We start from the raw sequence: 20,359 nt of genomic DNA, 5'->3' as shown, positions 1-20,359 counted from the left end.
GGGCCTGTTGGACGCAAATGCAGTTACCGAAAGGGAGATGTGCTTGTCTGCAATTTTTTTTCAAGCTGCTTGAGGGTGAGGGGGGGAGAGTAGAACAGCCCTTGTGCGAAATCACAGCCTAATTGCGTTAAAATATCGGCGCATTGAGTTGTTTCAACGCCTTCTGCGATAGTTTTTTTGCCCATGGCATGGGTGATGTCGATGAGGCTTTTGGTGATTGTGCGGTTGATTGTTGAAGAGTGCAGTGTCTGGATGAGAGAGAAATCAATTTTAGTATAGTCATACTCAATATCTCGTAACGGCATAAGGTAGGTCTTTTCTTTGCCAAAGCCGCTGAGAATAATTTTAATACCCATTTTGCGAAGTTCAGCAAGGTCGCGCTGAATAGCGTTATTTTTTGTATTATTGATGATATTGTTATCAATTTCTAAAATTACTCTTTCAGGTGGAATGGAGTGTTTTGTTATTTTTTCAATGGTATTTGATAATAATTGGGCATGAATGATATTTTTGCTTGGAATTTTTAGAGAGAAATTGATGGGGTATTTTTGTATTTTTTGTATTTCTTTAAGTATTTCAGTGAATGATGTTTGCGACAATGCTCGGTCAATGTGTATATTATCAACAATATTATCTAAATTATCAATGGACCAATCTCCGTGAGGAGACAGGCATTGTAAACTGGTGCTCGTGGAAACAATATTATTCGAATTCATTTCGATTATCGGTTGATATTGTATGAGAAATTCATTTTTTTGTAAATTATTTAATATAGCGGATCGAAGGCGTATTTTATTGTCATGTTGATGCTTTAACTCTGAATTATAAGCATAAGCACAGTTTCCGCCCATTGATTTTGCATGGTATAGAGCGATATCGGCCGAGTATAAGGTGTTGTATATATCTTTGTCATTTATGTTGGAGATAGCGTAGCCAATGCTTGCGGTCGTATGGTGCACTATTCCATTAAATGAAAATAAAAAATTAAGTGATTGAATTGTACGATTTACTTTTTCTTTAAAATAATTCTCGGATGATCCTGTTGTGATAATGGCAAATTCATCACCCCCCATGCGGGCGACGAGGGTGTGATCGTTTTGTGCATTATGTAATTTTTGAGATATTTCTTTTAAGAGTTTGTCGCCAGCTTTATGGCCTAGTGTATCATTGGCGATCTTAAATGAATCTATATCTATCATGTAGATACATACTAAAAGATTACTTTTTTCTTTTTTAGGTATGCTTTTAACGTGGTTTGAAAATGCTATTCGATTTGATATGCCGGTTAAGGGGTCAATCGTTAAGGCTTTTTGTAGCATATTTTTATTGGCGCGAAGGTGCTCTTCTGTCATCTTCTGCGTGCTGATATCAAAGCAGATACTGATGTAATAAGTGGTATTTTTTGCTTTATTAAAGTGAGGAACTATTGTGAGGTCTACCCATGATGGGATGCCACTGTTTTTATTATAACATAATTCTCCGTGCCATATTTCGTCACTGTTAATGAGTTGCGTTATATTATCGATAAGATCATTTTTTTTATTTTTATCGTATTGACTTATTTCAATGAACTTATTGTTGAATAGAAGTGTATTTTTATGTGAGTCTATAATGATTACGCCAGCGGTATGATCTAGCGCGCACAAAATGAGTTGAGCGTAGTCAGTATCGAAGAGGGTGAGCATAGTCTGGGTGAAATGACTAGTTCCCAAAAGATAATGGCCTTTTATCAATCGATGTGTTGAATTTTATTTTTTACCATACAAGTTCTCATATGAGAATAAAATTCTCTTTTCTGGTAAAAATAATATCGATCGTTAATTTGCGGTTAAATTATAGGTCAAATAAAATATCATAAATAATTTGTTTTATTTTATCGTTATTTGTAAAGTTTATTTGATTAATATTTATTATATTTAGGCATGTTATGAGGTGCGCTGAGGTAAAATTATTATAATTTTGAATGGTGATATCTTTTTCTTCGCAGATTCCACTTTTGATTATTCTAGCGCGTGATGTTCCTGGTAGGGCGCCACTATGAATCGGGGGTGTGTATAGCTTGTTGTCCTGAGCGATTACCAGTGTGCTGGCTGTGCCGGAGGCTAAGTGCTGTCCGTATGGGCAACGCATGAGAGCATCATCGTAGCCTGCTTCTTGAGCTTCAGTACGAGCCATAATAGCGGGTAGATAAGAGAGTGATTTCACGGCGGAAAGTGGAGAGCAAGGAGGGCGAGTATAGCGACTCACTTGCACGGTGATTTCGGTGGGAGAGGTCTGAGGGCGCGGTGCGCTGGTGATGAGTAGGGTTGGGTGCAGTATGCTTGGCGGTGCGAGGCCACGGGGGCCGGGGCCTCGGGTGAATGTAATTCGAAGGGAGCCTTCAAGATGTTGATTGCTTTCTAACACGCATGCGCAGGCTCGCCTTAAGAATAAGAGGTCCGGTATGGGGAGACGAAGTGTCTGGCATCCATTGGTGAAGCGCTGCATATGGAGGTCAAAATGTGGTAGGCTACCCCGTGTGACGCGCAGGGTTTCAAAGAGCCCATCTGCGAGGAGGAAGCCGCGATCTGTTGGGGCAATATGTGCGTCTTCTGTGCGGATTAGTGCATCATTAAGCCAGACATAATCACTCATGCGTTGAAGCTCCGCAGCAATGCCGCAGCTTTGAGGGTGGTTTCGTCATATTCTTTAGCGGGGTCAGAGGGCCATGTGATGCCGCCGCCTGCACCGATAGTGAGTTGGCCAGCACTGCGCTCCGCGCTGCGGATGATAACAGAGCTGTCCATGCTGCCATCATGACCGATGCGAAAGAGTGTACCGCAATAGGCGCCACGAGAGGAGCGCTCGACCTGATCAATGAGTTGTAGGGCTTTATGTTTCGGGGCGCCGGTGACAGAGCCGGGAGGGAGTGTGGTACGCAGGAGGTCGAGGGCGCTGTGATGGGGAGGCAGTTGTCCGGTGACGCTCGAGACGAGGTGTAGGACGTGCGAAAAGCGTTCGACATTACAAAGTTGAGGGACGTCAATTGAGCCTAATGTGCAGATGCGCCCAAGATCATGGCGCATGAGGTCTGTGATCATTAGGTTTTCGGCATTCTCTTTCGTATCATTTTTGAGTTGTTCTATCGTGTGAGTGATATTGCCGGTGGCTGGAGCGGTGCCTTTGATGGGGCGTGTTTCGACCTTCCCTGATGCTGAGAGGGATAAGAAGCGTTCGACTGAAGCGCTCAGCAGCGACAAGGGAGGGGATTTGAAATAAGCCCCAAAAGGCGCGGGGGATAATTGGCGCAAATGGATATAAGCACCGATTTCATCAAAAGATGATGTGATGTTCGCGGTGTATCGGGTGGTCAGATTTGCCTGAAAAATATCGCCTTGGCCGATATGGCGGCGCATCGTTTGAACGGCTTCTATCCATTCATCTCGGCTGAAATCAGCCCTGAAGGTAAGATTGGGTGAGGAGGGCTGGACGGCTACGGTAGGAATGTGGGGGGGAGCCGTGTTGTTGTGGCTAATCCACCAGCAGCGTTGTGTGTGGCGGTCAAATGCAAGGATATTATTATAGCGCGCGGCCATAACTTCTGGAGCGCGCTGCTCGTGTCGGCTGCGTAGGCCTTCAAGGCGTAAGCCGGCATCATAGGATGCTAAACCGATAGTACCACCGGTAAAGGGTATATGTGTTTGGGCTTGCAGCAGGCGTTCAGCAGGGCTGGGGGGACGCTGCATGTGATGGAGCATTGTCCATACATCGTCAGTGACGATGCGCCCGTTATGTTCGGTTTGTATGCCGTTTGTGGTCAGTGTGTCACTGGGGGAAAGGCAGAGCCATGACCAGCGAGCACGGTCGTTTGTATCGTCTCCACCACTATCGAGCATGGTGCCCCAAGTTTCTCCCTGTAGGAGGGAGAGTGCTTGTGCGGGGTCACACCACGGGAGTTCTTGAATGAGTGGGTCCGTGGCCTCTGAGGCCACGGTTGGAAAAGAGGAGGACTGTGTCAGAGGAGGGGCGCATCCTTGCCGGTGAGTTCCCGGCGAATAATCTTGAGGGGGACAAGGCCGGAGCCTAGCAGTGCATCGTGGAAAGCACGGAGAGAGAAATTTTGGCCTTGTTCCGTCTTGAGGTCATCCCGCAGGTGTAAAATCATCAATTTACCCAAGAGGTACGAGTAATATCCTGGGTCAGCTGTGCCGCGGCGGGCTTCTTTATATCCCATCATAGGCGATTGGTGGCAGGAATGGACCATGAGGTCTGTTGCCTGTTGCAGCGTCATGCCTTGGGTATGCATACCAAAAGAGGCCAGAAGACGGCAATCACGCAAAAGAGCATCTTGGAGTTGGGCGAGGTGTAGATGCTGGTCTTGTTGATGGAAGCCTTGTTCTACCATCATTTGCTCGGTGTAATGTGCCCAGCCCTCGGTTGTCGCGTAAGATTGTGCGCCTTTACGTGTCAGGCTCCATTGTGGGTTTGCGCGCAGATAGAGGCCCTGCACGAAGTGACCCGGCATGGCTTCATGGACGGTGATATTGAGGATGGTTGGCGTGTTGGAATCTTCCAAGAAGGTTTGAACCTGCTTGGCGTTCCATTTTGGGTCTACTGGCGTGATGTAATAAAATGATGTTGTCGCTTTTGTTTCAAAGGCGCCGGGCCATTCTGTGGCGGCTGTGATGAGTGAACGCTGGAACGGAGGTGTTTCCGTGACAAGTGGTAGGCTGTTGGATGGCAGCGTGATTAGTTGGTGGGTGAGGACGTAGCTTTGGGCGTCTTTTAATTGATCACGAATGAGGGTGATCAGACCGTCTGCGCCGACATGGTCTTTCCGGTTTTCGGCTAAGGCATTTTCGGGGTGTGTAGGGTCAATGCTGTGGGCGACTGCGTCAAAGGCGGTTTGATCTTTGGCCAATTGTGCACGGCCTGCGGCAATGATGTGATCAATCGGTTCATCCACCATATCTGCGGCGAGCATGGCGCGGAAAGTATCAGCGCCAAGAGCGAAGCTGCCGTGGGGCTTGGTGTGGTTGAGGGTCTTTTTGAAAGCATTCAGCGCTTTCAGGGTTTGCGCGGTGGTGGTGCGGAGTTGGGCTTGTAGTGCGGCATCTTTGACGGAGGCAAAGGCGTCAGGAATGGTGTCTTTGACGAAGCTAATGGCGCCATCGAGGTCTTCTTTGGAGACTTCGAGGAAGATGGCGGGGACGGTTGTGAGTTGCTGTTGCCCTGTGGCGAGCATGGCGGGGATTTGCCGTTCACGGGAGATAGCATCTTTCATGCGCTCTTCGGCGGGAGCAAAGTCCCGTTCGATGAGGCTGTAGAGTGCTTCGGTTGCGAAGGAAATATATGTGTCTGGGTTATGTTTGAACCCTTGAATACGCTCATTAGCGAGAAGTTCTTCGCTGATGCTGGAGAGTAGGATGTCTCGGTCATCGCGGCGGCGTTGGGGCAGGGATGAAACGTCTAATGTTTGAAGTGCTGTTTGTTCTTGGTGCAAGCGTGCTGTTTGCGCGGCGATGGCCTTGGTCGACATATCGTCGAGGGCGCCATCGGCGCTGTGGATGCCTAGGGCTGTGGCACCGACTGGGCTGGCGGCCCATTCAGCGTGGAAATGCGCTGTTTCGAGTGCGCTGAGGCGCGTTTCTGCGTCTTGTGCATGCGCTGAAGAAGCAGCAAGGGCACCGCAGGTTATGGCGGCTCCGAAGAGGAGGGCGTGGCGAAGGGATGAGGTCGCTTTTTTCATATTGCACACGTTACGACATGGTGAGGCGGGCGGCAATTTTTATCCTATGAGGAGCACTCGTCTTTGGCACGTTCAGGTTGCTGTCAGCTTTGGGGCGTAAAGGGCCTCTCTAAAGTGATGCAGTAATGTAGGGCAGAGCGATGCTGAAGCATGAATTAATCAACCGATGTACCAAACAAACGGTGTTTGGTGCTGTCGTTCTTTTGGCGGTGTTTCAGTCTGGCGTGGCTTGGGCGGGGGAGTGGTCTTTTCATGATGCGGTACGGTCTGCTTGGGAGCGGGACCCTGCACAGATAGCATTACATACGGCAGAGCGTTCGTCCTTATCAGAGGCACATGCGGCACATGCGTGGTTCCCTGCGGGGATGGTGGTGAACGCGCAATATACAGATGATCATTTTATCGGCAGCAGCCAAGGGTATACGACCTATCAGGGGCAGTTCTCCATGCCCTTTTGGTTGCCGGGACAAGGGCGTGCAACGGAGCGGCGTGCTTTGGCGGATGCGGGCGTGGCGCGGGCTAATAGCGATATGGAGCGTATGGCGCAGGCTATGCAGCTTTTGGATGTGACGGTTGGAGCCGCTATTGCCCAGAAGCAGGCGGTCGTTGTGCAAGAGGAGGCGCAGGCGGCGGAGGCGCTGTTAGAGCAATCGGCGCGGCGTTTGCGCGTGGGTGAAGAGCCGCGCACAGAGCATGATGCGTTGCTTGGTTTTGTCGGGCAGTTGCATCAGCAGCAAGCTGAAATCGCTGAAAATCTGACCGGGTATCAGGCGGATATGCTGCGTTTAACGGGGACGCGCCAAGTGCCAGACATTGAACAGATTGATGGGCGCGATCTTGCTCGGCTTGGGCGACTACAAAGCCAGTTGATTGTTGAGCGTGATCCCCGCGTGATTTATGCGGATGCGGTAGAAAAAGCATCTGGGGCAGCGCTGGATGTTGTGCGGCATTCTTGGATGCCAACGCCAACGGCAGGCGTGCAGGTGATCCGTCAGAAGCAATTTGAAGCGTTGTGGGATACCTCGGTTGGTGTGCAGGCGACGGTGCAATTGCCGAGTTCAGCGCAATACACGCCGCGTTTGATGCAACAAGTGCGAGTGCAGGCGAATGCAGCGCGTGATCATGAGCAGGCCCGGCGTATTGTGGAAGATGAATACACCCATACGTTGACGCGCTTACAGACGTCTTTAGCGGTGGTGAGTACAACGCGTGCGCAATGTGCCGCGCAGTCAGACCGTGCGGAGCAGATCACGCGAGCTTGGCGCGTTGGAGAAAGTGCGCTGGTTGAGGTCTTGCGGGCAAGGCAAGGGGCGTTGGGTGCGTGCTTGGCCTTGAAAAATGCAGAAATTTCTTGGCATGGCGCGATTGTGCGCCTGATGATTTCAGGTGGAGAAACGCCATGAGCCGTCGTATTTTTGGATATTCTATTATGGCGGTTTGTGCGGCTTTGGGCGTGATGTTGGGTGGCCGCATTGATGCGGCTGATGCGTTGAAAAGGCTCAGCATGTCACGCGATGCTCAGCAGGCTGAAGGGGCTGTCTTTGTCCCTGTGACGGCAGGAAGCCTTGTTGAGAGTGTCTCTGCTTTGGCGCGTGTGGATGTGAATGTGGCGCATGAGACTGCCTTACGCCCGAGGGGGGAGGGTAAGGTAGATGCTGTGTTGGTGACGCCGGGGCAGCGTGTGCAGCGTGGGCAGATTTTGCTGCGTTATGTGGACCACTCCTTGCATGGTTTGTCGTTAGATTTGAAGCAGGCTCAGGTCGGGCTTGATGCTGCGCGGGCGTCATTGGCGGAAGCGAGCGCGGCCTATCGGCGTGGTGTGGTGTTGGCAGGAGCGGCTCTCGCGCAAGGAGAGGTTGATCGGCGACGGGCAGCGATGTTTGAAGCGCGTGATTTGGTGACAGCGCGGGAAGCGTCTTTAGGGATGTTGGAACATCGTTTGAAAGAAGAGTTTAACTCGGTTTCTGAACGGATTGAGCATGAGGAAAGCTCAGTACTGATTGCCCCAATGGATGCAGTGGTGCGGGCTGTTCATGTTGGAACGGCGATGGATATTGATTCCAACACGGTGGCCATTGATTTGGTGGATACATCATCTGCGTGGGTCACGGCAGATGTACTGCCGGATGATGCGGAGCAGTTGGTTATTGGTGGTCGTATGCGGGTTCGTCCTGCTGGACGGCCAGAGGCGCGTTTTATAGATGCGCGTTTGACCACGATTGATCAGATGGCTGATCCCCAGACGGGGTTGGTACGTGTGATTGGGGAGTTCCCTGCGGGCGAAGGGAAAAATATGCCGCCGGGCCTGATGTTAGACGCGGCATTAGATACGACGCGTAAAGCAACGGGGCTGCGTGTTCCTTTAGCGGCAATACAGCATGTATTCGGGCATGATATTGTGTTTGTGCAGCGTGGGGCGGAGCAGTTTGAACCGCGTGTGGTGCATGTGGCGTTGCAAACGGCAGATGGTGCTGTGGTGACGGGTTCGCTGGCCGCTGGCGAGCCTGTGATGGCGCAAGGAAGTCTTGCATTGAAGGCGCTTTTGGCCATGTCCGACGGTGGTGAGAACTAAATATGTTGGGCATTTTACAAAAAAATCGTTTTTTGGTTTTGGGTTTTGTCGTTGCACTTCTGGTGGCGGGAACGGTGTTGATACCGGGGCTGCCGGTGGAACCTGTGCCGGATATTTCACCGCAGCAAGTGATGGTGTCTGTGACGGTGCCGGGCCTAGCGACGGAAGAAATTGAGACATTGGTAACCGTACCTGTGGAAGCGGCATTCACGGGTATTCCGGGCTTGGAAGATGTGCGGTCTGTCTCACGCACGGGGGTGAGTGCGGTTTATCTGCAATTTGCGGATGGCACGGATATTGATTTGGACCGGGCGCGGGTTGTGGAGCGTATGTCTGGTTTGCGTTCGGCTATTACGTTGCCGGGGGCAGAAATTCATATTGGTCCGCGTGCGACGGGCATGAGTGAAATCATGCAAATCGAGATTAGAGGGGATGGATATTCCCCTATGGCACTGAACCGCATGATGACGTGGACGGTGGCGCCTATGCTGCGTTTAGTGCCGGGTGTGGCGGATGTGAATGTGAATGGCGGGGCGGAGGAGACGTTTAATATTGCGTTGCGGCCTGAGCGTTTGCGGGCGTTTAATGTCACGGTGGCGGAGGTTGATCAGGCCCTAGAGGCGAATAATGCTGCGTCTGGTGGTGGGTGGATTGCTCGGCAAGCAGAGAGCCAAGTGGTGGTAGGGCGTGCTTTGGTGACGAGCCTTGATGTGTTTGGGTCTATCCCTGTGAAGATGGGGGGCGCTGGGCATGTGGTGCATTTGCGTGACCTTGGGGAGATTTCAAATGCAGCGCGGACCCGTCTGGGAGCCGTAACGCGTGATGGTAAAGGTGAAATCGTTAATGGTGTTGTGCTGATGCAAATTGGTGCCAGCTCGAACGCGACTTTGGCGGCTATTCGGGAGGCGCTGCCGGGCATACAGCAGGCTTTGCCGCCGGGTGTAATACTCGATCCATTTTATAGTCGCGCTACGTTAACGGGGCAGACATTAGGAACCATCAAAGAGAATTTGGCGTTCGGTGCGGCCTTGGTTTTTGGTGTTCTGCTCGTAGTGTTGGGGGATTGGCGGGCGTCACTGGCGATTGTCAGCGTTATTCCGGTGTCGTTGGTCTGTGCAATGGTGGGGATGCGCTTTTTTGGAGTTTCGGCCAATTTGCTGAGCCTTGGGGCGATTGATTTTGGCATGATTGTGGATGGTGCTCTGGTGATTGTGGAGCACCTGATGGTGGAGCGGAAAGAGAACCGTGACCCGGCAGCACTGCCGGGGCTAGCCGTTGAAACGGTACGCCTTGTTGCGCGGCCTGTGATCTTTGCGATTACCGTTATTATTATGGTGTATCTGCCTATTCTGACGCTGCAAGGTATTGAAGGGAAAATGTTTCGCCCGATGGCGCAGACCGTCATCATGGCGCTGGTGGTGTCCTTATTGTACGGGTTGATTGGGATGCCGGTTGTGGCGGCGTTGATGCTGCGCCGTAGTCCGGAAGAACGTGAAACGCGGCTGATTGCGGTGCTACGCCGTTATTATGAACGGGCTTTGGTTTGGAGTGGCCAGCGGGTCCGGTTCGTATTGGTTGTAGTTTTAGGCATGTTGATGCTCTCGGCGGCGGTGGCGTCTCGTCTGGGTGGTGAGTTTGTTCCGCAGTTAGAAGAAGGTGCTTTGATTGTTACGTCTATGCGTTTGCCGAGTGCATCTTTAGCAACGGTGCTGCAAGGTGTGACGCAGCAAGAAAAGATTTTTCGACGTTTTCCAGAAGTACAGACGGTCGTGAGTAATACGGGTACATCCGCTATTCCGACGGACCCTATGGGGACTTCTGAGACGGATAGTTTTATTTTCTTAAAACCACGTGATCAGTGGCGTTCCGGTCAAACACAAGAGGGTTTGGTACGGGCTATGAATGCGGCGCTTCTGCATGATTTGCCGGATGCGGATTATTCATGGTCTCAGCCTATTCAGATGCGGATGGATGATCTGTTGGCTGGCGTGCGGAGCCAAGTAGCGATCTCGATTTATGGCGATGATTTGGCAGTAATCGCGCGTTTAGCTGCTCAGACTGCGGGGGTGTTGAAGCATGTACCGGGTGCCGCGGATGTGGCGGTGCAAGGGGATGGAGATGTGTCGTTCCTGCGTATTGATGTGAACCGGGATGCAGCGTCTCGGCTTGGGGTTGCTGTTTCGGATATTTTGGCAGAGGTCGAAGCTGTTGGTGGGCATATTGGTAAGCCGGTGACTGTGAGGGGGGCAATTATCCCTACGCAGGCGCAGTTTGTGAGTAGTGCAACGGAAACGCCGGAAAAAATTGCTCGTTTGCAGGTGCGGCGCGCGGATGGGCAAGGTTGGGTCTTGCTGGGTGAAGTCGCGCAGATTCAAGCTGTGGATGGTCCGCCGCGGATTGACCATGATGGGTTGAGCCGTCGTGTGATTGTGCAAGCGAATGTACGTGGACGAGATGTGGCTTCGTTTGTGCATGACGCGCAGCAGGCGGTGGGGCGTGATGTGGTTCTGCCACATGGTTACCGAGTGAGTTGGGCAGGGCAGTTTCGGAATTTGGACTCTGCCATGCATCGCCTGGGTGTGGTGGTGCCGATTGCACTGGCGTTGATTTATGTTTTGTTGGTGGTTGCGCTGGGATCTCCGGGGGCTGCGGCGTTGGTGTTCGGAAATTTGCCGGCGGCAGCCACGGGTGGGGTGCTTATGCTCGCCTTGCGGGGTTTGCCGTTTAGTATTGCGGCAGGCATTGGGTTTATTGCTTTGTTTGGCGTGGCCATTTTGAATGGTGTTGTTCTGGTTAGTCAGATTGGTGTGTATCGCCGGGCGGGTATGCTGGCATCGGAGGCTGCTTTCGCCGCTGCACGGTCACGCTTTCGCCCTGTTATGGCGACGGCCTTGGTTGCGACTCTAGGATTTTTCCCAATGGCCTTTTCGGGAGGGGCTGGCGCGGAAGTTGAGCGGCCTTTGGCGAGTGTCGTGATTGGTGGATTGATTTCGTCGACTTTGCTGACTCTTTTGGTTTTGCCGAGTGTGTATGCGCTGTTCTTCGGGCGGAAAGAGTGACGCGGAGAGGTGGCGTTCTGGCGGTTGGGGGCTTGGTATGCTGACGGCCCTTGGGATGAAGGGTTGTATAGACGCTGGAAAGAATATGCTCCTCACTCTTAATAGAGCGTTTCGAGGGGCATTTTACGTGTGTTGACGGCGGTTGAGGTTGGTGCCTCGGATGTTAATGAACATGTGCGCCGGGATAATATGGTGCGCTGTGTTTCGGTGATGCTGGGTAAAGGAAGAGACGGTGCGTATTCTGATCGTGGAAGATGAGAAGGGGCTCGGCTCAGCCGTGAAGGCGCGCGTGCAACGGGCGGGGCATGTGACCGATTGGTTTACCACGTTGGCGGATGCGCGTGCGGCGTTGCATGTGGCGCGGTATGATTTTGTTTTATTGGATTTGGGTCTGAGAGATGGCCATGGGCGAGAGCTCCTGCGCGAAATTCGGGCGCAGGGGTGGCCGACCGCTGTTTTGATTACAACGGCCTTTGATCAGGTGAGTGATCGTATTGCAGGGCTATCGGATGGGGCGGATGATTACATTGTCAAACCGTTTGATTTGGATGAACTGATGGCCCGGGTGGATGCGGTAGCGCGCCGGTATGTGGCGTTGCCGGAGACGATGCTGGCCGTGGGAGAGGTCCAGATTGATTTAGGGCGTTCTCAGGTGCTGCGTGGTGCAGAAGAGGTCGTTTTGACGGCGCGGGAATGGGCTGTTTTGGAGTTGATGGCGCGGCGGCCGGGGGCTGTATGCTCACGTGAGCAGATAGAGGATGCGCTCTATACGTTGGGTGAAGCGATAGAGAGCAATGCGATTGAAGTTTATGTGAGTCGTATACGCAAAAAGATTGGTGCGGAGCGCATTCGTACGGTGCGTGGGCGTGGGTATGTTTTATCGATGGATGGTAAAACAGTATGAAGCAGCGGCGTTTAGCTTCGCGTATTGTTGCGGGTGTGATGGGCGGTGTGTCCATTGGGTTATTGTTATTGGGGTTATGGCTTGGGTCTTTTACTCATTTTGAGGTGACGGAACGGCTGGATAATTCCTTGCAGGAAGTGGCTGAGCGGCTCGAATTTGTAGTTTCAACCTATGAGCGTTTGGATGTTCATGCTGGTGGGAAGCCTACGGGGAAAGCGCCTGAGGTAGCGTGGTTGGCCCATGCAGGGCAACGTACTTTAGCCTATCAGATTGTGACATTGGATCGGCGGGTTTTGGTGCGCTCACAAAATGCGCCGGAGACGTGTTTTGATGTGGCATTGTCTAATGGGCTGTATGATAGCGCTGGGTTTCGGGTGTATGTGACGTTATCGCTCTCTGGGCGGTATGTGATTTTGGTGGGTGAGCCAGCGTTTCATCGTTCAGAAGCGGTTGCGCGGGCGGTGGCTTTTTCGATTGCGCCGCTTTTGGTGTTGTTTCCGGTGATTTGGTTGATGGTGCGGCTGATTGTGCGGCGCTCATTGCGTCCCATGGCTGTGCTGCAAAGTGAGATTGCCGCGCGTGGTGGGCGGAATTTGACGCCTGTACGTCCCTTGGCGTTGCCGCCGGAACTCGCCGTTATTCATAGTGCTGTGAATTCGTTATTGGAGCGTTTGACGATGGCTCTTGCGACGGAAAGGGCTTTTGCTGCCAATGCAGCGCATGAATTGCGCAACCCGATTGCCTCTCTTTTAGCGCAAGCGCAGTTGTTGCAGTTGGGGGTTGAGGGAACGGAACATGCGGAGAGTGTAGCGGGTTTGGTGCAGCAGGCGCGGCGTATTGGCCGGACAACGGATAAGCTATTACAGTTCTCTCGTGTCTCATCTGGGGTGGCGTTTAGCAGTGGGGTGTTTGACCTCGTTGCCCTAGTGTCATTAATTCGGATGGGAATGCCGGAGCGTGAGAGGTTGATCTTCGCGGGGGATGTGCCTGAGCGTGTGATGGCGCAAGGGGATATTGATGCGGCTGGTATTTTGGTGCGCAATATTTTTGAAAATGCCCTGCATTATAGTCCCACCGGATCAGATGTGCTGATTAGAGTAGGTATTCAGGCCTTATTGACCGTTGAAAATGCGTATGAGGGTGCAGAAATCCCATGCTTTGAGCAACTCACACGGCCCTTTGTACGTGGTGTGAGTGATGTCGAGGGGAGTGGCCTCGGGCTGGCGATTGTGATGGGAGTAGCGCGTCAGATGCATGCAGAGGTGGATTTCCGCCCTCCCACGCTGCATACGGCGGAGCCAGTGCGCGTGTGTGTGCAGTTTCAGCGCTGATTGTTGTGTATCGTTATGTTTAACAGTGGTGTGATGGTGCCGCTGTGGCGGCACCATCACGTTTTAAAAGGCCAGAATGTTTATGCGCTGGCTGGTTTATCGTCTGCTGCTGTGCTGTCGGTGGCGGGGCCTTTGAGGGCGCCGCTATCGAGTGCTGCGGTGAACAATTCCCAATCTGCGTGTGTTTGTGCCGCGTATGCTTCAGAGAAGGTTGTAATGGCATCTGCGAAGGCTTTGCCCTTGCCGAGATAACCTGCGATCTGGCTGACATCGCCGGAGCGAGCATGGGCACGTGCGAGAGTGCGGCCGCAGAGTTTGGCGTAATCGGCTAAGCCTTCTTGTGCGACATCGGCACCGATATCGGCCAAGCGGCCATCTTTCAGGCGGCGTACATAGAACTGGCGACCGCTGCCGGTGAGGTCTGGTGCGTCTGTTGTTGGGTCTGCCTTGGTGTGTGTCCAGCCCAAGAAGACGTCTGTGACGGCCTGCATGACGCGCTGACCGGTGACGACGCGTTCGCCTTGGTTCTTGAACGGGGATGCGCCAGCGAATGGTGCGAGAACGGAGGTTTGTGCTTCCTTAATTTGCAGCAGCAGGTATTCGCCATCTGGCGTTGCGAATAGGCCGATAGCGCAGAACGTCCCGACACTGCCGACGCCGACGACTTTGAACATGACGTCCTTCAGCGCGTAGCGGCGCAGGAGGATGGCGCGTTCTGGTGGCTGTGATTTCAGGTAGCGGTCAAAGGCTTTGCGAATAATGTCTTCGCGGCCCGGAATGCGCATGACCAGAGGGGGTTTTTCTTTCAGCTTTGGCGCGCCTTCATCACCGAGGATAAGGCCGAAATAGCCTTTGGCGGCACTGAGGCGTTGAGACAAGAGCTTCTCTGCGCGGGCACGAACTTTTTTATCGTCAAAGTCAGCGATAGCGTCCCGGAAATCAATGCGGTCTGCCCAGACTTCGAGCGGGCTTTTATCCGCCAAGCGCGTCATGTGCTGGGCATAGCTGAGCGTCATGTTTTCAGCGAGAGCACGGGATGCTTTGGGGGAGAGGCCGCCATCTTCACCGGCGAGGATCAGGGATGCGCCAAGGCGTTTCACGTCCCATTCGAAGGGGGCTTCGAGTGTTTCGTCAAAGTCATTGATGTCAAAAACGGGCACGCCTTCTGGCGAGGCATAGGTGCCGAAATTGGCCAAGTGGCAGTCACCACAGGACTGAACGCGCGGGCCAGCGCTTGGGGTGTTGGCTAAGTCTGCGGCCATGACGGCTGCTGCGCCGCGCAAGAAGGTGAAGGGAGAAACGCGCATCCGTTCGTAGCGAACGGGAACGAGTTCTGCGATGCGGTTTTCGCCTTGTTCAGCCAAGATCTCAACAGCGGAGCGGCGGCCTTCGGGGGCGCGCCATTCGGCTTGTGCGGAGCGTGGGAGGCGTTTGCGGAGATTGACGCCCTTATTATGGCTTTCGGTACGGGTTTTGAGGGAGGATGTGGCGTCTTTTACAGGGGGTTGTTCGGACATTGAGATACCTCATGCAGTAAAAAAGGAGCCAAACACATCGGCTTATTATGAGTAGCCTGAAGGCGATGCCGATGTATGACAAGCGGTTGGTGTTAAGAAAAGTTCTTTATGAGCCCTTGGGTGGGGGGGGATTGGTGCTGGGTAGCGGTGTGTGTGTGCGGCCTGAGTAGTTTGTGATGATGGTATGTACGGCATCGGCCGCTTCTGATGCTGCAGCGATGGCAGTGTCGCCCCAAGCGCCATCAAGCGAATGAGCCGGAACAGCATGGAGCTGTGTCGCAGCGCCGAGTTCTTCGCCTTTAGGGGTGCGTACGCGCCATGCGATTTCGATTTGTTCTGTTGATGGTGGTGCTTTGAGCGCGGTGAGTTTGGCAACGCCGCGAATAATGAAATCGACTTTTGAACAATCTGTTTGGATTGTATCCGTATTGTTAGGGAAGGCGGAGTAGAAGGCACGCCCAAGGGCGACGTTCCCATCGCCAGGTGCACCCTGCACGCCTTCAAAGCATGTTTTGGCGGGGCGGTGCATGAGGCTATTTGGATCTTGCGCCATGAGAGAGGCTTGGATGCCGGTGAGCAGGTCTGTGATGGCGGGGGCGGCTTCAGTTGCCATTGTTTTCATCAGAAGGGGGTCGTTTTGCGTCCAGTTTGCGGCGCTGATGGGAGTGCCCTCACGTTCCGCCCGCGCCTCTCCCTTTGGTGTCATGAGGGTATAATGCGGAATGATATTACCGCCTTGTGGGATTGCCGTGATTTGGACCCACCAGTCACCGGGGCGGGGTGTTTGAGCAATGGCAGGCACTGATTGGCTGACCATGGCTGTGGCGAGCTCATGAGCAAGGATAGTGGATGAGGTGCTGGTAAGACCTGCAAGGTTGGGGGCAGGAATATCTAACCGGGACGGGGGCAGGTTTGTTGCGGCAAGATATTTGGCTTGGTCACCCGGATTGGAAAATGGGTGTGGTATGTCAAAGCAGCCAGAGAGTGCGATTGGTAACAGAAGAGGTAAAAAGCGGCGCATTGAAGCCCCCGGTCAATGGCAGGAATGGTGAGCATAAAACAGAGTGCAGCATCTGTCGAAGGGGGGAGGGAACTTCACAATATGCGGCGTGTAGAGATCTGGGCGTGAACTTGTCAGGTGTTTGTGGCGTAGTGAGAGGAGCCACGCGGTGACAGGGGAGTACGTTTGTCATGCAGTATCGTCAGCTTGGACGTTCAGGGTTGCGGGTTTCAGCCTTTAATTTTGGATCTGTGACGTTTGGGGGGCAGGGGGGCTTTGCTTCCACGGGGAACACGGATGTTTCCGCAGCCGCGCGTATGGTGGATCTATGTGTTGAGCATGGTGTGAACATGTTTGATACGGCGGATGCCTATTCTGCGGGTGTGGCCGAAGAGATTTTGGGGAAAGCTTTACAGGGTCGCAGCCGCGAATTGTTGGTGACGAGTAAGGTGCGCTTCCCGACAGGGGAGGGGCCTAATGAGCAGGGCTTGTCTCGGCATCATATCTTAAATGCCTGTGAGGATAGTTTACGGCGTTTGGGCCGAGATCATATTGATTTGTATTACTTGCATGAATGGGATGGGCTGACGCCCGTTGATGAGACGCTAGAAGCGCTTCAGACGCTCAGACAGCAGGGGAAGATCCGTTATGCGGGGATTTCCAACTTCTCTGGCTGGCAAGCGATGAAGCTGTTGTCGGTGGCAGAGCGGGACCGTTTGATCGCACCCGTGAGCCAGCAAGTTTATTATTCGCTGGAAGCGCGGGATGCGGAATATGAACTTCTGCCTTTGGCGGTTGATCAAGGGTTGGGTGTGCAGGTTTGGAGTCCGTTGGCGTGTGGGCTTTTATCGGGGAAGTTTCGCCGTAATCAGGCTGCCCCAGAAGATACGCGGCGTGTGGAAGGCTGGAGCGAGCCTGAAGTGCGCGATAGTGAAAAATTGTACGATACGATTGAAGTCTTGGTGCGCGTTGGGGAGGAGCATGGTGTTTCTGCTGCGCGTGTTGCGCTGGCGTGGCTGTTGGGGCGTGCTGGTGTGACGTCGGTGGTTCTGGGGGCGCGTAAAGAAAGCCAGCTTTTGGATAATTTGGCGGCTGTTGATTTGCGTTTGACAGATGCGCAAGTTGAGGCGTTGGAGCGTGTGAGTGCGCCAGCGTTGATTTATCCCTATTGGCATCAGCAGCGCGCTGCGTTTGAGCGTTTATCACCTGCGGATTTAGTGCTGCATGGACCGGCGCAACGTGCACGTCAGGCTCTTGAAAAGACAAAGTGAACACTTACATCTTCTGTACAGCCGCTGCCTTCGGGGGCGGTTGAATACGGAATGTCGCCTTTGAGAGGGGCATGAAAGGGTTAAGTACCATGGATATTCAAAAATTTACCGAACGTAGTCAGGGTTTTTTACAGGCAGCGTCAACGATTGCGCTGCGTGATTACCATCAGCAATTAACGCCGGAGCATTTGCTTAAGGCGTTATTGGATGATGAGCAGGGGGCCGCTTCTGGACTTATCCGTGCTGCGGGTGGTGATCCGAAAGTTGTACAGACGGCCAATGACGCTGCTTTGGCGAAGTTGCCAAAGGTGCAGGGTGGTGGTGCAGGTCAGCCGCAAACGACATCTGATCTCGTGCGTGTGCTTGATACCGCGCAGTCAGCCGCGACGGCTTCGGGCGATAGTTTTGTAGCACAAGACCGTTTGTTGGTTGCGATTGCTGGTAGCTCCACGCCTGCAGGTAAAGCTTTGGCCGAAGGGAAAGCTACGGCGAAGGCTTTGGAAAGTGCTGTTGCGCAAATTCGGAAGGGCCGGACGGTTGATAGTGCTTCTGCTGAAAGCACGTTTGATGCGCTGAAAAAATATGCGCGTGATGTGACGGCTGTTGCGCAAGCGGGCAAGTTGGACCCGGTGATTGGGCGTGATGAAGAAATTCGTCGGGCTATTCAGGTTTTGGCACGGCGTAGCAAGAACAACCCTGTGCTGATTGGTGAACCGGGTGTTGGTAAAACGGCCATTGTTGAAGGTTTGGCGCAGCGTATTGTGAATGGCGATGTGCCAGAAGCTTTGCGCAATAAGAAGCTCATGTCTTTGGATATGGGCGCATTGGTCGCGGGCGCTAAATATCGGGGTGAGTTTGAAGAACGCCTGAAAGCGGTGCTCAAAGAAATTGAGACGGCTGAGGGAGAGATCATTCTCTTTATTGATGAGATGCATACGCTGGTTGGGGCTGGGCGCTCTGACGGTGCGATGGATGCGTCGAACTTGATTAAGCCAGAATTGGCGCGTGGAACGCTGCATTGCGTGGGTGCGACAACGCTGGATGAGTATCGTAAGTATATTGAGAAAGATGCGGCTTTGGCCCGTCGTTTTCAGCCGGTGTTCGTTGGTGAACCAACGGTGGCGGATACGATCTCAATTCTGCGCGGTATTAAAGAAAAGTATGAGCTGCACCATGGTGTGCGGATTACGGATAATGCGCTGGTTGCGGCCGCGACATTGTCGAACCGCTACATCACGGACCGTTTCTTGCCGGATAAAGCGATTGATCTGATCGATGAGGCGTCAAGCCGTTTGCGTATGCAGATTGATAGCAAGCCGGAAGCTTTGGATGAGTTGGATCGTCGGATTATCCAGCTGAAAATTGAGCGTGAGGCGATCCGTAAAGAAGAAGATGCGGCATCTAAGCAGCGCTTGGAGGTTCTGGAAGCAGAATTGGCGGATCTGGAAGAGCGGTCGGACGCAATGAGTGCGTCTTGGCATGCGGAAAAAGACCGTGTGAACGCTATTCAGAAGCTTAAAGAGCAATTGGATGTGGCACGTTCTGATGTTGAGATTGCGCAGCGTAAGGGGGATTTGGGCCGTGCGTCTGAACTGATGTACAGCGCTATTCCTAAGCTGGAAGCTGAGATTGCGAAGGCGCAGCAGGAAGAAGCTGTTGCTTCAAAGCAAGGGCTTTTTGCGGATAGCGTGACGGATCAGGGTATTGCGTCGGTTGTGTCGCGCTGGACGGGTGTGCCGGTGGACCGGATGCTTGAAGGCGAGCGTGCGAAGCTGCTGCGCATGGAAAGCGTGTTGCGTGATCGTGTTGTCGGGCAAGAGCAGGCTTTGGTGGCCGTTTCTAACGCTGTGCGACGCGCGCGTGCAGGCTTGCAAGACCCGAACCGCCCTATTGGTTCGTTCCTCTTCTTAGGCCCTACGGGTGTTGGTAAGACGGAATTGACCAAGGCTTTGGCGCAGTTCTTGTTCGATGATGAGCGTGCGTTGCTGCGGATCGACATGAGTGAGTTCATGGAGAAGCATGCTGTATCACGCTTGATCGGTGCTCCTCCGGGCTATGTTGGTTATGATGAAGGTGGTGTGCTGACCGAAGCGGTGCGCCGTCGCCCTTATCAGGTCATTCTGTTTGACGAGGTTGAGAAGGCGCATGAGGATATTTTCAATATCCTACTTCAAGTGCTGGATGATGGGCGTCTGACGGATGGTCAGGGGCGAGTGGTGGATTTCCGTAATACCATCATCGTGCTGACAAGCAATTTGGGCTCTGATGTTTTGGCTAATCAGTCGGATGGTGAAACACCAGAAGCTGTGCAAGATCAGGTGATGCAGGTTGTGCGGGCGCATTTCCGTCCGGAATTCTTGAACCGTTTGGATGAAATCATTCTGTTCTCGCGTTTGCAGCGTGTGGATATGGGCCGGATTGTCGATATCCAGTTGGAGCGACTGCGGAAGCTACTGGAAGATCGGAAGGTTAATCTCACTTTGGATGAGAAAGGTACGGAGTGGTTGGCTGAGGCTGGTTATGACCCTGTTTATGGTGCGCGGCCATTGAAGCGGGTTATTCAGCGTAGTTTGCAGAACCCATTGGCGGGTCTTTTGTTGGAAGGCAAAATTCACGATGGTGATACTCTCGCCGTTTCTGCGGATGAGAAGGGGCTGACGCTTGATGGGGTTTCCATTAGCGGTTGACCCGTGAGGCAAAGGAACCGGGCAAAGCCCGGTTTTTTTGTATTTTTTTTGGTTATTTTTGTTTCGTTTTGCGAATGTATTTTGGGGATAAAGTTTTTGTATTGAGGTTTTGATTGGGTTTTTGGTGTGTGTATGTGTTGTGTGACGGTTGTTTGACAGTGATGTGTGATGTGCTTATAAGCGCCTTCACCGACGCGGTGGTGCCTTTCTTGGGGTGCTGAGCGGCGGTAAAGATGAGTTCTTTGACAATTGAAGATTGATGAATTGGAAGGGATATGTTGGCGGCGTTT

14 protein-coding genes are annotated in these 20,359 nt (G+C 52.8%); 7 read left to right on the top strand and 7 right to left on the bottom strand.

Annotated features, from left to right (window positions below; all coding sequences use genetic code 11):
• Nucleotides 1-23: 23 nt before the first annotated feature.
• From KB213_RS07270 to KB213_RS07255, 4 genes are all read right to left on the bottom strand, one after another.
• Nucleotides 24-1,685, bottom strand: a complete 1,662-nt coding sequence (locus KB213_RS07270; RefSeq protein WP_211681739.1) for an EAL domain-containing protein — start codon at nucleotides 1,683-1,685, stop codon at nucleotides 24-26.
• 148 nt (nucleotides 1,686-1,833) lie between these two features.
• Nucleotides 1,834-2,634 carry an aminotransferase class IV gene (locus KB213_RS07265; RefSeq protein WP_211681737.1) on the bottom strand — a complete coding sequence of 267 codons (801 nt, stop codon included), beginning with the start codon at nucleotides 2,632-2,634 and terminating at the stop codon, nucleotides 1,834-1,836.
• On the bottom strand, nucleotides 2,631-3,971 hold the full coding sequence (locus KB213_RS07260; RefSeq protein WP_346266682.1) for an anthranilate synthase component I family protein: 1,341 nt from the start codon (nucleotides 3,969-3,971) through the stop codon (nucleotides 2,631-2,633). The genes KB213_RS07265 and KB213_RS07260 overlap by 4 nt, the downstream gene beginning before the upstream one ends.
• Before the next feature lie 23 nt (nucleotides 3,972-3,994).
• On the bottom strand, nucleotides 3,995-5,728 hold the full coding sequence (locus KB213_RS07255) for a DUF885 domain-containing protein (RefSeq protein WP_211681735.1): 1,734 nt from the start codon (nucleotides 5,726-5,728) through the stop codon (nucleotides 3,995-3,997).
• A 140-nt stretch (nucleotides 5,729-5,868) separates the two neighbouring features.
• On the opposite strand from KB213_RS07255, the gene KB213_RS07250 reads away from it, so the two are divergent.
• From KB213_RS07250 to KB213_RS07230, 5 genes are all read left to right on the top strand, one after another.
• Complete coding sequence (locus tag KB213_RS07250) at nucleotides 5,869-7,131, top strand: TolC family protein (RefSeq protein ID WP_211681734.1); 1,263 nt, start codon at nucleotides 5,869-5,871, stop codon at nucleotides 7,129-7,131.
• Nucleotides 7,128-8,300: an efflux RND transporter periplasmic adaptor subunit gene (locus KB213_RS07245; RefSeq protein ID WP_211681732.1), complete on the top strand. Its 1,173-nt coding sequence runs from the start codon at nucleotides 7,128-7,130 to the stop codon at nucleotides 8,298-8,300. Before KB213_RS07250 ends, KB213_RS07245 begins: the two co-directional genes overlap by 4 nt.
• 2 nt (nucleotides 8,301-8,302) lie before the next feature.
• Nucleotides 8,303-11,359 carry an efflux RND transporter permease subunit gene (locus tag KB213_RS07240; protein WP_211681730.1) on the top strand — a complete coding sequence of 1,019 codons (3,057 nt, stop codon included), beginning with the start codon at nucleotides 8,303-8,305 and terminating at the stop codon, nucleotides 11,357-11,359.
• A gap of 232 nt (nucleotides 11,360-11,591) precedes the next feature.
• On the top strand, nucleotides 11,592-12,263 hold the full coding sequence (locus KB213_RS07235) for a response regulator (RefSeq protein WP_211681729.1): 672 nt from the start codon (nucleotides 11,592-11,594) through the stop codon (nucleotides 12,261-12,263).
• Nucleotides 12,260-13,594 (top strand): histidine kinase dimerization/phospho-acceptor domain-containing protein, encoded by a 1,335-nt coding sequence (locus KB213_RS07230; RefSeq protein WP_211681727.1) that lies wholly within the window; start codon nucleotides 12,260-12,262, stop codon nucleotides 13,592-13,594. Before KB213_RS07235 ends, KB213_RS07230 begins: the two co-directional genes overlap by 4 nt.
• 80 nt (nucleotides 13,595-13,674) lie before the next feature.
• Here the strand turns inward: KB213_RS07230 and KB213_RS07225 are convergent, their stop codons facing one another.
• Nucleotides 13,675-15,111 carry a DUF2252 domain-containing protein gene (locus KB213_RS07225; RefSeq protein ID WP_211681725.1) on the bottom strand — a complete coding sequence of 479 codons (1,437 nt, stop codon included), beginning with the start codon at nucleotides 15,109-15,111 and terminating at the stop codon, nucleotides 13,675-13,677.
• A 106-nt stretch (nucleotides 15,112-15,217) separates the two neighbouring features.
• Nucleotides 15,218-16,132: a hypothetical protein gene (locus tag KB213_RS07220; RefSeq protein ID WP_211681724.1), complete on the bottom strand. Its 915-nt coding sequence runs from the start codon at nucleotides 16,130-16,132 to the stop codon at nucleotides 15,218-15,220.
• Nucleotides 16,133-16,302: 170 nt separating this feature from the next.
• On the opposite strand from KB213_RS07220, the gene KB213_RS07215 reads away from it, so the two are divergent.
• Nucleotides 16,303-17,382: an aldo/keto reductase gene (locus tag KB213_RS07215; RefSeq protein ID WP_211681722.1), complete on the top strand. Its 1,080-nt coding sequence runs from the start codon at nucleotides 16,303-16,305 to the stop codon at nucleotides 17,380-17,382.
• An 89-nt stretch (nucleotides 17,383-17,471) separates the two neighbouring features.
• A complete protein-coding gene (gene clpB / locus KB213_RS07210; RefSeq protein ID WP_211681720.1) occupies nucleotides 17,472-20,069 on the top strand; it encodes an ATP-dependent chaperone ClpB in 2,598 nt (865 codons plus the stop codon).
• A gap of 52 nt (nucleotides 20,070-20,121) precedes the next feature.
• Here clpB and KB213_RS07205 read toward each other — a convergent pair.
• The coding region (locus KB213_RS07205; RefSeq protein ID WP_211681718.1) for a hypothetical protein at nucleotides 20,122-20,359 on the bottom strand (238 nt) is incomplete at its 5' end.

It is taken from the genome of Neokomagataea anthophila, from assembly GCF_018122595.1.
Classification (GTDB): Bacteria; Pseudomonadota; Alphaproteobacteria; order Acetobacterales; family Acetobacteraceae; genus Gluconobacter; species Gluconobacter anthophilus.
Note: the sequence above shows the minus strand (reverse complement) of the source record. Positions and strands in the feature narration are given on the sequence as shown.

Bases quoted from the DNA above. Each gene is read 5' to 3' on its own strand.
- KB213_RS07270 (WP_211681739.1), bottom strand. From the start codon at position 1,685: ATGCTCACCCTCTTCGATACTGACTACGCTCAACTCATTTTGTGCGCG.
- KB213_RS07225 (WP_211681725.1), bottom strand. From the start codon at position 15,111: ATGTCCGAACAACCCCCTGTAAAAGACGCCACATCCTCCCTCAAAACC.
- KB213_RS07245 (WP_211681732.1), top strand. From the start codon at position 7,128: ATGAGCCGTCGTATTTTTGGATATTCTATTATGGCGGTTTGTGCGGCT.
- KB213_RS07265 (WP_211681737.1), bottom strand. From the start codon at position 2,634: ATGAGTGATTATGTCTGGCTTAATGATGCACTAATCCGCACAGAAGAC.
- KB213_RS07230 (WP_211681727.1), top strand. From the start codon at position 12,260: ATGAAGCAGCGGCGTTTAGCTTCGCGTATTGTTGCGGGTGTGATGGGC.
- KB213_RS07215 (WP_211681722.1), top strand. From the start codon at position 16,303: ATGCAGTATCGTCAGCTTGGACGTTCAGGGTTGCGGGTTTCAGCCTTT.
- KB213_RS07220 (WP_211681724.1), bottom strand. From the start codon at position 16,132: ATGCGCCGCTTTTTACCTCTTCTGTTACCAATCGCACTCTCTGGCTGC.
- KB213_RS07240 (WP_211681730.1), top strand. From the start codon at position 8,303: ATGTTGGGCATTTTACAAAAAAATCGTTTTTTGGTTTTGGGTTTTGTC.
- KB213_RS07250 (WP_211681734.1), top strand. From the start codon at position 5,869: ATGCTGAAGCATGAATTAATCAACCGATGTACCAAACAAACGGTGTTT.
- clpB (WP_211681720.1), top strand. From the start codon at position 17,472: ATGGATATTCAAAAATTTACCGAACGTAGTCAGGGTTTTTTACAGGCA.
- KB213_RS07255 (WP_211681735.1), bottom strand. From the start codon at position 5,728: ATGAAAAAAGCGACCTCATCCCTTCGCCACGCCCTCCTCTTCGGAGCC.